Origin of the sequence: Acinetobacter sp. ANC 4862, assembly GCF_004336635.1 — a bacterium.
Lineage (GTDB): Bacteria > Pseudomonadota > Gammaproteobacteria > Pseudomonadales > Moraxellaceae > Acinetobacter.
In genome coordinates, this window is sequence record NZ_SJXH01000025.1 from 1 (window position 1) to 15,501 (window position 15,501).

Genomic DNA, 15,501 nt, shown 5'->3' on the forward strand with positions numbered 1-15,501 from the left:
TTTAATTAACTGATGAAATACGGTATTCTGATGTGACAAAACCTGAATCCTGGTCGTTAAAGTGTTTGTTTGCACTCATATTTTAACTGTTCGGACTCAGGTTTTTTTATTTAAATCAAACTATGGGACAGCAGTGGTTGAAACCCCCTTTTATTGTAATGAATCGTTAATTAAAGCTGAGTGAAAATCTGTTCTTTGTCTAGACGGGATTTTGGCAGTTTGGCATTGAAATCATTTTCACTACGATAACCCAGTGTCAGTAATACCGAAGGGATCAAGCCTTTCTCAGTTAACTGCAATTCATCATTGATGATTTGTTCATCAAATCCACCAATGGGCGTTGCATCAATGCCTTCAATTCCAGCAGCTAATAGAATTTGACCTAAGGCAATAAAGGTTTGATTTTCCGCCCAGCGCTGGATATCACCTTTTTCATTGCGATAATAATTGACATAACCGGAGCGGCTGTCTTTTTGTCCCTGTTTGGCTTGTTCATCTTTAAAGCGACCACTGATGTCATCTTGAGTGAGCAAGTTATCTAAATGCTGTTCGCTGATATCGGCTTTAGTACAGAACAAAATGGTATGCGATGAATCTAGAACTTTAGGTGCGTTATAAGCATATTTCCCAACCAATGCTTTGGCGATCCGTTCTTTAGCCGCTTGATGGTCAGCAATAAAAAAATGCCAAGGTTGAATGTTGATAGAAGATGGAGTCAAACGTAAGATTTCTAATAAACGTGCAACCTGTTCCTTAGGAATTTTTCGAATAGGATCATAGGCTTTGGTGGTATAACGGGTTTTCGAGACGTTTAAAAGATCCATGAATGATTACTCCACTTATAAATTATGTCTGTCATTTTACCTGAAGTGCTATCCAAATGGTTTATAACACATGGATCTCGTTTTAGACTTTGGCATGATAAAAAAGTATGTATAGTAAATACCATGCTTCACTTAATTTATTACACTTTATATAAGGCAGTATTGGTATCTTGTTTAGCTTAAGTTTCAACTGTCATCCATGATTTTATAAAATGAAGGATGGGCATTTTCAATAAATTAAGAGTTTTAGCAGATCAAGAAATATGTTTTCGATATTGGTACTTTTAGAAAAATGGCGTTTAATCAATATTAAGTAAAATGTATGACCATTCCGAGAGCAGACGTATGGACTTTAGCAATCACTTTAAAAGAAAACTAAAAACCCAACAGCAAATTGGGTTATGGGTCGGTTTGGCAGATGCCTACGCTACTGAAATTGCAGCCAATGCCGGATACGACTGGTTATTGATTGATGGTGAACATGCACCCAGTGATTTAAGAACCACGCTTTCGCAACTGCAAAGTATTGCAGCTTATCCTTCGCAAGCCGTGGTGCGCCCACCGATTGGCAGTGTGCAACTGATTAAACAATTGTTGGATATTGGCGCACAAACCTTATTGATTCCGATGGTGGAAACTGTCGAGCAAGCAGAATTGATGGTCAAAGCAGTGCGTTATCCACCTGAAGGCATCCGTGGCGTAGGTGCAGCTCTGGCACGTGCCACACGTTGGAACAGTATTCCGGATTATTATCAAACAGCGCATGAAAATATTTGTTTGCTGATACAAATCGAATCGGTCACTGGTTTGGAAAACCTGGATGAAATTTTAAAAGTTGATGGTATTGATGGGGTCTTTATTGGGGCTGTCGATTTGTCTGCCACCATGGGTTATCAGGGCAATCCAAACCATCCTGAAGTGCAAAAAGCCGTGGTTGATGCCATTACCCGTATTCGTGCAGCGGGTAAGGCAGCCGGAATTTTATCGACCCAACATGAAGCCACGCAGCAATATTTGGAACTCGGAACCGAGTTTGTGGCAGTGGGCGTAGATACCAGTGTATTGATGCAGTCGCTGCGTGAATTATTGGCCAAATATAAAACTGGGGCAGATATCCCTCAAGTTTCGGATGGATATTAATTTTAAATAATTGTTCCACATTATTTAAACTGACAAAAAGCCCCTACTTTTCATCGAGCAGGGGCTTTTTTATTAATAGGCGTATTTTAAATCGGTATAGTCATTCAATGACATTGCAACATGCTTGTTAATGAATTCACGGATGTCTTCTGGAGTCATGGGCTGACCTTGCTTGGTAATCACGTGTTCCATAGGGGGTTGGTCGGCAGCAGTAATTCTATAAACAAAGTTACACACTACTTTGTAATTAGAGTCAGCTTTAACCATACACGTTACGTAGCTATAAGCATGTTCAAAATTTAAATCGGCATGTGAGAAGATAAACTGGTCAAATAATTTAAGTGCTTTACCATCTTCCAGTGCTTTTAATTCATCCACAATATTACTTTCAAATTGCACGCCATAACGCTCGGAAACAGGCTTTCCATCGATTAAAAGTGAAACTTTGCCGTCGTCATGATGGGTCACGGTGATATTGCTAAAATCAGACATGGAGATCTCTAAAATTAAATGATAGATGCTGATTATGTTTGAATTGTTTCACAAATCAAGAAACGATTGGATCAGTTGATTATATTCAGTATAAATAAACAACAATTGTGATGCTCTTGATGCGCTGTAAATGAATTCGCTTTTATTCGATCAAAATGGCTGGAGTCGCTAAAATTAATAAGTCCAAGTTTTTAATTCTAATGTTTGATTAAGCTGTTCGGGATCAATTTCTAAAATTTGTGCTTCATGTTCACGCCAGTCGCCTAAAACAATACGTGATTTACCATTTTCATTATGGATATTAGGGCGGTGGGTATGTCCATGAATCAGTAAATCCACCGATTGCAATGATTGTTCAACGGCTTGTTGATTCACATCCATAATCTTATAAGATTTTACTTGCTTGGTTTCTGCACTTTTTTTACGGAAACCATTGGCCAGTTTTTGTCTAAAACTTAATGGCGTGCTTTTAAGAAAACCTAAAAGGAACGGATTACGAATAATTTTACGGAATTTCTGGTAGGACACATCATCGGTGCAAAGCAGGTCGCCATGTTCAAGACGAATATTAAGCTTACCAATCTTTAACTGATCTATATCCGCTAAGAGTGAGCCATTAAACTGCTTTAAAAAACGTTGACCGAGTGCAAAGTCACGGTTGCCGACTTGAAAGTAAACCTGATTACCGGCTTGGGTAAAGTCTTGCAGAGCGCTGACAATTTCATCTAACCATGGGGCAGAGTAGTCATCACCAATCCATGCGTTAAACCAGTCTCCTAAAATATAAAGCTGGGTGTCTTGATTTTTATAGTGTGCCAATAAATCCAAAAACCCCCGAACGAGTCGAGGGTGTTCAGGTGACAAATGTAAATCAGCGATAAACAGATAGGTCACTTATTTTCCTTTTTATAGAATCCCTCCCAGCCTCCCTTTTTCAAAGGGAGGAGTACCCATTTCAAAAGTTAGGTTTTATTCCAACTTTTTAGGGTGGAAAGTCCCTCTTTTATAAAGAGGGATTTAGGGAGATTTTATTCAGAAATAATTTTAGCAGATTCGATTACAACATTTTCTAGCGGAACGTCAGCGTGGTAACCACGGTTACCTGTACGAACGCCTTTAATTGCGTCAACAACATCCATGCCTTCAACGACTTTACCAAATACTGCATAACCCCAACCTTGTGCTGTTTTACCAGAGTGGTTAAGGAAAGAGTTGTTTTTTACGTTAATGAAGAACTGAGCAGAAGCAGAATGAGGCGCTTGAGTACGCGCCATAGCGATCGTACCTTCGTCATTGCTTAAACCGTTGTCAGCTTCATTTTCAATAGAATCGCGAGTTGCTTTTTCTTTGAAGTTTTCATCCATGCCGCCGCCCTGGATCATGAAGTTTTCAATTACACGGTGAAAAATCACGCCATCATAAAAACCGTCACGAACATATTCTAAAAAGTTAGCAACAGTCTTAGGTGCTTTTTCAGAGTTTAATTCAAGAACAATACGTCCTTTATTGGTGTTTAATTCGACTTGAGGAAAACTCATTCTATAATCTCCTAATCATGGACAAAAAAAGCCATGGGTTTTTGGTTGAGAGAAGCATAAGCAAACTGTAAACTACAAGGCAAGCAAAAACGTTATTTTCTTTGTTAAAAACTGAGAAAAGCGTTTTAATTATCCTATTTTATCTTATAGAAGTGATTTATCAACTATGAAGCCGAATGATGTTGTTTCATCCCTGCCAAATAACCCGACAACTCAAAATCAATCTGTCGATGCTGCGCAGCAAGAACAACAGCCTGGCTTAGACTTTGTACGCCAAGTGATTACTGATGATCTAGCAGCAGGCCGTACACAACAAGTGGTGACACGTTTCCCGCCAGAACCAAATGGTTATTTGCATATTGGCCACGTAAAAGCCATTTGTCTGAATTTTGGTATTGCCCAAGAATTTGATGGCGTATGTAACCTGCGTTTTGACGATACCAATCCAGATGCAGAAGAACAAGAATATGTAGATGGTATTGCCAACGACGTAAAATGGTTAGGTTTTAACTGGAATGGTGAACCTCGCTATGCATCAAGCTATTTTGATCAACTGTACACTTGGGCAGTACAATTGATTGAACAAGGCGATGCTTATGTTGATTTGCAAACGCCTGAAGAAATTAAACTCAACCGCGGTAATTTCGTAGAACCGGGTAAAAACTCACCCTATCGTGATGCTTCAGTAGAAGAAAATCTGGCGCGTTTTGAACAAATGCGTAATGGTGAGCTTGGCGAAGGGCAAGCGGTACTGCGTGCCAAAATTGATATGGCATCTCCAAACGTGCATATGCGTGATCCTATTTTGTACCGTGTACTGCATTCTGAACATCACCAAACAGGTGATAAATGGAAAATGTACCCAATGTACGACTATGCGCATCCATTATCAGATGCGATTGAAGGCATTACGCACTCACTGTGTACTCTGGAATTCCAGGATCACCGTCCGTTCTATGACTGGGTGGTTGAGAAAGTTAAATCGCCAGCTGTTCCGCATCAGTACGAATCAAGCCGTTTAAACATCGATTACACCATTACCTCTAAACGTAAATTGCGTAAATTGGTTGAAGGCAATCATGTCAATGGTTGGGACGATCCACGTATGCCAACTGTAGTCGGTATGCGCCGTCGTGGTTTTACTGCTGAAGGTTTACGTGAATTTTGTAAGCGCGTTGGTGTGTCTAAAACCGATGGTATTGTGGATGTCGCAATGCTTGAGTTCTGTATTCGTCAATCGCTTGAAAATACCGCTGCTCGTGGTATGGCAGTGTTAAATCCACTGAAAGTAACGTTAACTAACTTGCCTGAGGATATGGACTTAAGCCATGCACGTCATCCGAACGTAGACATGGGCGATCGTATTATTCCTTTATCTAAAGAAATTTATATCGATCGTAAAGACTTTGAAGAAGTACCGCCTAAAGGCTTTAAGCGTTTAATTCCACAAGGTGAAGTGCGTTTACGTCATGCCTATGTGATTAAATGCGACGAAGTGATTAAAGATGCCAATGGTGAAGTGGTTGAACTGAAATGTTCAATTGACCCTGAAACTTTAGGTAAAAATCCTGAAGGTCGTAAAGTGAAAGGCGTGGTTCATTGGGTATCTGCAATCAAAGGTGTGCCTGCTGAAGTCCGTGTTTATGATCGTTTGTTTACTGAAGCTGCTCCAGATGCAGATGATGATTTCCTTGCGAACTTAAACTCAGAGTCTTTAACTGTACTTCAAGCAATGATTGAACCTGCTTTGGCAGAGGCTCAACCTGAAGATCGTTTCCAGTTTGAACGTGAAGGTTATTTCGTGGCAGATCAATATGATCACACCAGCGATAAACCGGTGTTTAATCGTATTTTGGACTTAAAAGATAGCTTTAAGCCAGGTAAATAATTTACTTGCGGTTTAATTTAAAAAAGCTCAACTTCGGTTGGGCTTTTTTGTTTGATAAAGCTAGTTTTGAACAAGTCATGTTTATTGTGTGATTTTATTTATAATTGTTGATTGGCTACATCTATTAGCATAAAGATAATATTCAATCAGAAAGCAATTATGCTATCACTATAAGAAAAAGCTGAGGGTAATAAAAATGAGCGTCGTTATAGAAACCCAGATGTTAATTCGAAAACCGGTTGCTGAGGTGTTCAATGCCTTTATCGATCCTGAAATCACCAGCAAGTTTTGGTTTACTTCCTCTACGGGACATTTAATGGAAAATAAAAACGTAGATTGGTATTGGGAAAAATATGAGGTGACGATCAGTGTTTTTGTGGAACAGTTGATTAATAATCAATTAATCCAGATCAAGTGGGGCGAGCCAACGTCTACAGTAGATTTTATTTTTGAGAAAATATCCGAGAACGAAACCTATCTTAGAATCCGTAACTACGAAATTCCTTTAGAGGGTTCAGAGTTAATTGCTTTTGTCATTAAACATACCAATGATTTCACCATGCTTTTAGATGGTGCTAAAGCCTACTTGGAGTATGGTGCACAACTGAACTTGGTCAATGATAGACTTCCACCATTTGATTAAAGGTTTTGAGAAATTTTTTGAAGATAAGCATTTTATCAACTGAGCAAAATTAAAATTATTATTATGCTTATTTTTATACATTTTACGGTTGAATAACACGAGTTGAGCAGCACATCTTTTCAGTTCTTTTCATACCCCATTCAAATGGGGCTTTTTTATCTTTAAAATTATCAATTGGCTGAACTCAAAATTAGGGATTTTTCTGTTCAGGTTCTTTTAATAATAAAGAGGGCGGCAGACGTTTTTTTGCTTTATCACGTAATTTTTTCTTGATGTACAACACCAGAGCAAAACAGGTGGTGGTGATGGTCAGCAACATGCTGTTCATATAACTCATGATGGAACTGACGTAACCAATCGTGGTCAGACGGTTCATCATGCGAATGACTTGTGGGCTACTTTCAACACCGGTAATTGCCCAAGTGCACAGATGTTCACAGTTATTAATAATCAGATGATAGTTGTTTTCGTTCATACGTGAACGCATACGCCGTATGACTTTACGCCCCCTAAATTTTGGATTGTTGTAGTGTTGAACAATAATGGTTTTGCCGAAACTGAATTTTTCCAGTGAGGTGATCTCAATTGGGCGTTTTTTAAATAAATGGGCAAAACCCGAGTAATGAATCACCCGGCCACGCCCTGCATATATGCCATGATGGGAATAGCCTAAGTGTTTAACGATAAGATGTGTCCCTAAAGGAAATCGGATTTTCTGCTGTCGCATCGCAAACTTAATCAATAAAGTTATACATGTATTTGTTGACGTAGTTTACTGCTTCTTTATGAAAGAATCGACTATTTCACTAAGCTTAATGACTATCTTTATAAAAACTACATCATTGTATAAAATTTTCAGCTTATGCCTAAGTCATTGGGGGAAGATAAAAAATGAAGCATCTATTTTTCTTAAAATATAGCGTAATTTTCGCTTTAAATTTGACCTCATTAACTTATGCGGAAGTTTACTCGGAACATTGGCAAGAGGATGTTTTTAAGGTAGATGTGGTAAAGATCACACAGCCTCAAAACTTACGTTTATTTTTAAATGATGCTAAAACCAATCAACCACTGCATAAATTTGATGCCGTTCAGAAGCAATTAAACTCTTGTGAAAAATTATTATTTGCAATGAATGCCGGGATGTATCACCCAGATTATTCTGCAGTCGGTTTATACATAGAAGCATCACAACAAAAGCAGAAATTAAACAGGGTAAAACAAGGCTTCGGTAATTTTCATATTCAGCCGAATGGTGTGTTGGCTTGGAATCAAAATAAAAGCCTGATTACAACCACAGATGACTACTCAAAGCTAAAGTTTAATGCGGATTATGCGACGCAATCTGGACCAATGCTGGTGATTAATGGAAAAATAAACCCGCAATTTTTAGAGCATTCGGACTCATTGGAAATTCGTAATGGGGTGGGGATTAAAGATCAAACCCTGTATTTTGTAATTAGTCATACTGCTGTGAATTTTTATCAATTTGCACAATTTTTCAAACAAGAATTAAACGTACAGAATGCGTTGTACCTGGATGGCTCAATATCAAGTGCATATATCCCACAGTTAAAACGTGCAGATTCAGATTTTAATCTTGGTCCTATGATTGCTTATGTCGATGAACACCACTGTCAAAAAAACTAAGCTGTTAAGTCTTAAAATTATCTGTTTATGTACGTTGTTATTTTAACTCTTTTTATTATGACTCCATTAATTCGGAATAATTTTAAGCACGATTTTTATTTTGTAAATCTTTTACCTAGAACGAAGTATAAACCCATATTTCACTTTTAACTGAATGAGATCATTGACAAGTTAAAAATGATATCCAATTTTTAAACCATAGCCTATGGCATGATTGTTATCGAATTCCCCCACTTTTGACGCTTCTGAAACGCCTGGAAGGGGTAAATAATAGGTTCCATCCTGTGCCGTTACATCTCCCAACCAAAAGTATTTAACTTCGCCTGAAATAAAGTAATTGGGTTCGGGATTGTACTGCATTGCTAAACCAACTCCCCAATAGCCTTTGGTTGGATTTAGGATTGATGCAGGATCGCCTGTGCCGGAATCCCAGCCGATATCAAAAGCGCTAGACCATTGCTGAGTCCATTTTTTTGAGACACCGACAGTCGCACTCCACTGATTCTTTTGATAATCATCCAGATTGAATCCAGAGGTATAAGTTCCACTACTCATTGTCGTCGTTGCTAGTTGAGATAATGCACCGAATTGGGTTGGGCGGATCACAAAATCTTTCCAGTCGACCCAACGAAGATTGAAGTAAAGCAAAGTACTGAGGGTAATCGCCGTTTGAAAATCGAGGTTGACAGACTGAGGTGTGGAAATTTTAGTTTTAGTTTCATCAACCAAAAGCAGCGGTGTTCCTAACACATTTTCGGTGACATTGATTTTGTGATCAATTTTGGAGTGATAGGTCAATGCAGCTTTTAATGCAATGTCAGGCCGCTGGTAAGCAAAACCCGCCAGCCAGCCGATGGCAGCATCTTCCTTGAAAATAGCGTTATAGCCATTAAATTCCTCATAAACCAATCCGCGAAGTGAAACATGACCTTTAATGGTTTGAAAGGCGGGTCCGGCATAAAGATTGAAGTTTTTAAGGGGTTGATAGCCTAAAATTAGACTGAGATTTTGGGTATCCACATTGATTTGTGTACCTTGTTTACTGAGAGTCGGATCAGAAAAACTGCCATTGTCCTGGAGTGGATATTGAAGGTCTGAGCCAAATGGCTGATCGTAAAGGATACCGAAAGAGAGTTCTGGTTTTAATTGAAGTTTAAGTGCGGCACCGTAGTATTGGAAATTCTGGCTAATCTTATCTGTTGAATAGTCATCAACCCCTGAATTGATCAGATCTGAACGTGTACCTAAAGTGTGCCCTGACACTTCAGGATCTGCAGCGGTAATGGAGGCTTCAAAATAATGCCCGGCTTCGAGAAAAGGCAACAGGGATTGTCCGGATTGATCCATTGCTGCGGCCAGGCTATGACTTGATATAAGGCTGCATAATATTGCCAGTCTAGGATAATACCATTCCATATATTTTCCTTTTGATTAGACTAATTTTTATTCTTAAGTCAGGCTTATTTTATTTGTTAAAATACTTCAGCTATGAGTAAAGCACTTTTAAATAGAGGGGAACAGAGATTTCTGGATTAATGAACAGAAGTGTGTTTCGAAGTATTAAAATCTAAAAATAAACAGTTTTGACAGGCACATAAAAAAGGCATTTAGTGAACCAAATGCCTTTTTGTCAGACTCTACTATTGGAGTGGTAGGTGCTGTAATTCGTTTAACTCTTTACGGCTATAACCTCGGGAAGCTAGAACCTTTTTAATTCCAATGATGACATCTTCATCTGTCGCTTTTGCTAAAGCTTGGATCAATTGTTCATTCGATTTACAAGAGCAATCATTTTCGACACACGAGATTTGATTCTTGTGTTCGTTTTGCTGTTGATTAGCAGAAAACAGCTTTTGCCAAAAACTCATAGAGCCTTCTTACGCAACTTAACATAGATCGAAATATATCCAATTTCCTAAATAATACAAGCCTATGTCAGTGATAAAAGCAGCATTTGAACTTTAAATTTTCCGATGATAGGTAGCAAGTTTAACGATATTATGAGATTTACTATTCAGAATTGTTTATAAATGATTAATTCCCAATGAAATAAAAATGAAGCTCATCGGAGCTTCATTTAGGCAACAACCTATACAAAATTAACAATGAAATAAATTGTTTAAATCTTTTCCAGTAACACACCTGACTCTACATGATGGGTATACGGGAACTGGTCAAACATCGCAAATTTGGTAATTTTATGCGTGGTTGATAAGGTCTTCAAGTTGTCTTCTAGGGTGTCAGGATTACATGAAATATAAATGATACGTTTAAAGCGTTGGATCAGTTTTAAAGTTTCATCATCAATACCCGCACGCGGTGGATCAACAAATACCGTATCGAAGTCATAGCTTGAGATATCAATCTCAGCTTCCTGCAAGCGGCGGAATTCACGTTCACCATTATAGGCTTGAGTGAAATCTTCAGCAGATAAACGTGCCACCTGAATATTATCAATCTGGTTTTGCTCAATATTCCACTGCGCCGCATAAACAGATGATTTAGCCAGTTCAGTTGCCAGTACGCGGTTGAACTTGGTTGATAGCGGCAGGGTGAAGTTACCATTACCACAGTACAATTCAAGTAAATCTTTATCTGACTGTTCAGCCGCATTGCATGCCCATTCCAGCATCTTTTGGCAGACTTGTGCATTCGGCTGGGTAAAGCTGCTTTCGATTTGCTTGTATTTGTAAGTACGATCAAATACTTGCAGTTCTTCAACCACAAATTCATCGCTTAATACCACTTTCTGACCGCGGCTACGACCAATCAATTTGATATTCAGTTTTTCAGCCAATTGTTTGGCCAAGCTTTCCCATTCGGCATCCAGCGGGCAACGATAAATCATGGACACCAGCATTTCGCCTTTTAAAGTCGCCAGAAAGTGAACTTCAAATAAGCGTTTAGACAATACCGGATTGCTTTTCAGTTCTTGCAGCAAAACAGGCATCAGTTGATTAATGCTTTTATCTGCAATCGGGAATTCGTCAATGCGAATCACTTGTTTCTGGTTATCTTCGCTGCGTTCAAACATCGCATAAAACATATCGTCGTCAGTATGCCAAATACGGAATTCTGCGCGCATACGGAAGTTTTGTTCAGGCGAAGGAAATACTTCTAAAGAAGGGGGATTAAACTCGGCAAATTGAGCAGAAATACGTGCAATCTTGGCATCAAGTTGTAACTGATAAGCTGAAGTCATATGCAGTAAAAATCACAAACACATTGAAAACAGGGATGGTAACAAAGTTTGAATCAGATGACTAAACTTATTGCCCATATCAGCGGCAGAAATATCATTTGTGCTGAAATTTTAGGTCGATCTTTAGATTACTTATTTCTAGCCATTTAAAGCTTGCCCCATCAATTTACTAAAGCATCGCTGAGTTTGGGGATTAAATATAAAAAAAACCAAGCCAACCTGACCAGGGAGCGGTTGACTTGGTAAAGAGGAAAAACATTGATTTATAGAATGAAATGCAGAAATTCAGCTTTTAAATTTAACCTTAAGTTAAGGTCATCAGGCTGGCATTTCCTCCTGCTGCTGCGGTATTGATGCTGATCGCGCGCTCAATCACCAATCGTTCTAATGGAATATCGTAGTCAAGCGGCTGCAAATGGGTGATGACAATAATCGCACCGGAACGTGCAGCAATCTGATGTTGCAACTTTTGCAGTTGGGCTTTGGTACCGTGATGTAGTACGGCATCAAAATCATCTGTTTCAATGTTCTGGATCACGGCAAAACGCTGTGCAACTTCTTTTGGCATTTTAGAAAGATATTTGAGCACAAAAGTATTTTCAGCCAGAACCACAGGCTGACTGCCGACCGCAAAAATTGCAGCCAATTGCTGAATCTGATCCTGTTCCTGATCCGCTAAAGAAAGCACACGTTTTCTTGGTAATACCACATATTGATTGCTTTCACCGGTCGGCCCTTGCAATTCATAATGATGGCCAGAGCAAAAAGCAGGGCAAGGCTTCAGAGGATAGTAAGGAAAAGTTTTTTCAGCCCAAGTGTAAAATATCTCGTATAAAGGCTGATGCGCTGGCTGTGTTTTTATTGATTGAGTTGCAAAAGGAGTTGCCAGTTTTTTAGCAGAGCAGTGCTGCATTAAACGGTACAGATAAATCGGACCGCCCGCTTTAGGACCGGTACCAGATAATCCTTCACCGCCAAAGGGCTGAACGCCGACCACAGCCCCGACAATATTACGGTTGATATATAAGTTACCGACTTCAGCATGTGCAATCACGGTTTGAATGGTTTCATCAATACGGGTGTGTAGTCCCATGGTGAGTCCATAACCTTTGGCATTGATCTGTTCAAGCAAGTTTTCTAATTGACCATATTTATAACGAATCACATGCAGGACTGGACCAAACACTTCACGTTGCAAATCATCCAGATTTGGTAATTCAATCAGAGTCGGCGGAATGAAAGTGCCTTCGTTTAAAGCTTGATCCTGTTTAGTATTCAACATGAACTGATGGACGGGATGGCCTTTGCCGCGCATCTGATCAATATGCTTTTGAATATTGCTTTGTGCTTCCACATCAATCACAGGGCCGATATCGGTTTTTAACAGGAACGGATTGCCGACACGCAGTTGTTGCATGGCGCCTTTCAGCATATTGAGGACACTATCGGCATTATCTTCCTGAACGCAGAGCACACGTAAGGCAGAGCAACGTTGCCCTGCGCTGTCATAAGCCGAACTCACCACATCCAGAATCACTTGTTCAGTCAATGCAGATGAATCCACAATCATGGCGTTTTGACCGCCTGTTTCGGCAATTAAAGGAATTGGACGACCTGATGGACTCAGTCTATGCGCAAGGGTCTTTTGCAAAATTTTAGCCACATCAGTTGAACCGGTAAACATGATGCCTTGAATACGCGCATCTCCACTTAATTGCGCACCGACGGTTTCACCTTGTCCGGGAAGCAGTTGCAAAACATCTTGAGGAATACCGGCTTGCCATAATATTTGAATCGCTTGCGCGGCAATTAGCGGTGTCTGCTCAGCCGGTTTGGCAAGTACGGTATTTCCGGCAACCAGCGCCGCTGCAATCTGTCCGGTGAAAATAGCCAATGGGAAATTCCATGGACTGATACATAAAACGGGACCGAGTGGTTGAATCAATACATTTTCATCCAGATCGATCATTTGCGCAGCGTAATAACGCAGGAAATCGACAGCTTCACGAACTTCTGCAATGGCATTGGCATAGGTTTTACCGCTTTCGCGACACAGTAGAATCATCAATTCTCGTAAACGCGATTGCATGATGTCCGCAGCGCGTTGCAAGTACGTGGCACGTATATCTTTAGGAGTATTTGCCCATTCAGCTTGTGCATTAACGGCATGATCCAATGCCAAATTCACTTGTACAGAACTCGTTTCTTGCACATGGCCGACGACATCGGAGTGATTTGCAGGATTTAAAATGGTGATGAGTGCTGAATGTTCATCAGTCAGATGATCTTCGCTACCAAGGTTTTTACCCAAAGCCTGAGCTTGCCATTGCTGCTGACTTAAATCTTGTGCAGTTTGATTCAGCAACATTAACTCGTGATCATTGGCTAGGTCTAGACCGGCCGAGTTTGGACGAGTATCGCCGTATAAATCCGGTGCGAGGGGAATAGCCGGATGCTTTTGACCAAGCTGTGACTCTTTGGCGGCATTTTTCAAAATTTCAGCACGTGGATTTTCAATCAGATCTTCAATTTTTAAGGATTTATCTGCAATGCGATTGACGAAAGAGGTATTGGCTCCGTTTTCCAGTAAACGTCTTACCAGATAGGCCAGTAGTGTTTCATGATTGCCGACTGGTGCATAAATACGGCAAGGCACGCCCAGTTTGTTATCCATTTTATCGCCCACCACTTGCTCATATAGCGGTTCGCCCATGCCATGCAGACACTGGAACTCATATTGACCGCTGTAATATTGGTTCGGATCGGCCAGATGGTAAATCGTGGCAAGAGTTTGGGCATTGTGCGTCGCAAACTGAGGATAAATCTGCTCTGGGGCAGCCAGGAGCTTTTTGGCACAGGCAATATACGATAAATCAGTATGTACTTTACGGGTAAATACCGGATAGTCAGTCATGCCATCAATCTGGGCTTTCTTGATCTCGCTATCCCAGTAAGCACCTTTAACCAGACGGATCATCAAACGTTTTTGACTGCGTTTTGCTAAATCCACCACGTAATCAACCACGTTGAAACAACGTTTTTGATAGGCCTGAATCACAAAACCAATCCCTTTCCAGTCGGCAAGGCTAGGCTCAAAACACAGACGCTCTAATAATTCTAGAGAAATTTCCAGACGTTCAGATTCTTCTGCATCAATGTTTAAACCAATATTGTAGCGTTTTGCCAGTTCTGCCAATTGCAGCACTTTAGGATACAGCTCGTCATGCACGCGGCTGATTTGTGCACGCTGATAGCGCGGATGTAGGGCAGACAGCTTGATCGAAATGCCAGGGCCGTCATAAACATCTTTGTCTTGTGACGCTTGACCGATGGCATGAATCGCATTGCTATAATCTTGATAATAACGTTCAGCATCATGTTCAGTCAGCGCAGCTTCACCGAGCATGTCATAGGAATATCGGAAGCCCTTATCTTCTAAAGGTTCCGCATGTTCTAGCGCTTCTTGAATGGTTTCACCAGTAACGAACTGTTCACCCATCATCCGCATTGCCACATCTACCGCTTTACGGATAATACCGCGACCACTACGTGCTAACAGCCCGGTCAGTACACTGGATAGACTCTTTTGTTTTGGCGTTTCCATCAGTTTGCCGGTCAGCATGAGACCCCAAGCCGCAGCATTGACAAACATCAGGTTACTTTGTCCAACATGTTCTTTCCAGTTACCCTGATTGATTTTGTCGCGAATCAGCAGGTCACGTGTCGCACTGTCCGGAATACGAAGCAAGGCTTCTGCCAGACACATCAATGCGATGCCTTCTTGAGAGGACAATGAAAATTCTTGCAATAAACCCTGTACGATCCCGGCTTTGCCATTCGTGCTTTTACGTTCACGCAATGTGTGAGCCAAGTTGAAGGCAAGATCATAAATACGCTGACTCAGTTGTTCAGAAATCTGGCTATATTCAAGCAGGTTTTCAACACACTCGGGTTCAGCACGGCGCCAGGCAGTATTAACCTCAACTTCATAATCATTCTTTTCTTTGAATTCAGTAATATATTCAAAGTGAGGTTTAGCTTCGTCGAAGCGAGTTTCTGTATCCATCATATTCATGCCAACATCCTGTGACTGCCAATTTTTTGTTGAGTCAAATACCTTATAT

The 15,501-nt window shown here is 40.3% G+C and carries 13 protein-coding genes; 4 read left to right on the forward strand and 9 right to left on the reverse strand.

Annotation, left to right across the window (positions count from 1 at the left end; all coding sequences use genetic code 11):
* Positions 1-170: 170 nt before the first annotated feature.
* The gene (nfsB, locus tag E0409_RS11150) at positions 171-824 is read right to left on the reverse strand and encodes an oxygen-insensitive NAD(P)H nitroreductase (protein WP_131290892.1); all 654 of its coding nucleotides are present in this window, start codon (positions 822-824) and stop codon (positions 171-173) included.
* Between the two features lie 345 nt (positions 825-1,169).
* On the opposite strand from nfsB, the gene hpaI reads away from it, so the two are divergent.
* Positions 1,170-1,964, forward strand: coding sequence for a 4-hydroxy-2-oxoheptanedioate aldolase (gene hpaI, locus E0409_RS11155; RefSeq protein WP_131290894.1), 795 nt, complete (start codon positions 1,170-1,172; stop codon positions 1,962-1,964).
* Positions 1,965-2,036: 72 nt separating this feature from the next.
* On the opposite strand, the gene E0409_RS11160 is transcribed toward hpaI, so the two are convergent.
* The 3 genes from E0409_RS11160 to E0409_RS11170 form a co-directional block, all read right to left on the reverse strand.
* Positions 2,037-2,456: a hypothetical protein gene (locus E0409_RS11160; protein WP_131290896.1), complete on the reverse strand. Its 420-nt coding sequence runs from the start codon at positions 2,454-2,456 to the stop codon at positions 2,037-2,039.
* A gap of 174 nt (positions 2,457-2,630) precedes the next feature.
* Complete coding sequence (locus E0409_RS11165; protein ID WP_131290898.1) at positions 2,631-3,350, reverse strand: UDP-2,3-diacylglucosamine diphosphatase; 720 nt, start codon at positions 3,348-3,350, stop codon at positions 2,631-2,633.
* Positions 3,351-3,484: 134 nt separating this feature from the next.
* Positions 3,485-3,994, reverse strand: a complete 510-nt coding sequence (locus E0409_RS11170) for a peptidylprolyl isomerase (protein WP_131290900.1) — start codon at positions 3,992-3,994, stop codon at positions 3,485-3,487.
* Between the two features lie 166 nt (positions 3,995-4,160).
* On the opposite strand from E0409_RS11170, the gene E0409_RS11175 reads away from it, so the two are divergent.
* A complete protein-coding gene (locus tag E0409_RS11175) occupies positions 4,161-5,882 on the forward strand; it encodes a glutamine--tRNA ligase/YqeY domain fusion protein (RefSeq protein WP_131290902.1) in 1,722 nt (573 codons plus the stop codon).
* A 196-nt stretch (positions 5,883-6,078) separates the two neighbouring features.
* Positions 6,079-6,525 (forward strand): SRPBCC domain-containing protein, encoded by a 447-nt coding sequence (locus tag E0409_RS11180; protein ID WP_131290905.1) that lies wholly within the window; start codon positions 6,079-6,081, stop codon positions 6,523-6,525.
* 190 nt (positions 6,526-6,715) lie between these two features.
* Here E0409_RS11180 and E0409_RS11185 read toward each other — a convergent pair whose 3' ends face one another.
* A complete protein-coding gene (locus tag E0409_RS11185; protein ID WP_131290907.1) occupies positions 6,716-7,252 on the reverse strand; it encodes a lecithin retinol acyltransferase family protein in 537 nt (178 codons plus the stop codon).
* Positions 7,253-7,416: 164 nt separating this feature from the next.
* Here E0409_RS11185 and E0409_RS11190 point away from each other — a divergent pair, with 164 nt between their 5' ends.
* Positions 7,417-8,175 (forward strand): phosphodiester glycosidase family protein, encoded by a 759-nt coding sequence (locus E0409_RS11190; RefSeq protein ID WP_131290909.1) that lies wholly within the window; start codon positions 7,417-7,419, stop codon positions 8,173-8,175.
* Between the two features lie 171 nt (positions 8,176-8,346).
* Here E0409_RS11190 and E0409_RS11195 read toward each other — a convergent pair whose 3' ends face one another.
* The 4 genes from E0409_RS11195 to putA all read right to left on the reverse strand — a co-directional run bounded on the left by E0409_RS11195 (position 8,347) and on the right by putA (position 15,452).
* A complete protein-coding gene (locus E0409_RS11195) occupies positions 8,347-9,591 on the reverse strand; it encodes an outer membrane protein transport protein (protein ID WP_131290911.1) in 1,245 nt (414 codons plus the stop codon).
* A gap of 224 nt (positions 9,592-9,815) precedes the next feature.
* A complete protein-coding gene (locus E0409_RS11200) occupies positions 9,816-10,043 on the reverse strand; it encodes a hypothetical protein (protein ID WP_067724629.1) in 228 nt (75 codons plus the stop codon).
* 251 nt (positions 10,044-10,294) lie between these two features.
* A complete protein-coding gene (gene trmA / locus E0409_RS11205; protein WP_131290913.1) occupies positions 10,295-11,377 on the reverse strand; it encodes a tRNA (uridine(54)-C5)-methyltransferase TrmA in 1,083 nt (360 codons plus the stop codon).
* Positions 11,378-11,681: 304 nt separating this feature from the next.
* Positions 11,682-15,452, reverse strand: a complete 3,771-nt coding sequence (putA, locus tag E0409_RS11210; RefSeq protein ID WP_131290915.1) for a trifunctional transcriptional regulator/proline dehydrogenase/L-glutamate gamma-semialdehyde dehydrogenase — start codon at positions 15,450-15,452, stop codon at positions 11,682-11,684.
* Positions 15,453-15,501 lie beyond the last annotated feature (49 nt).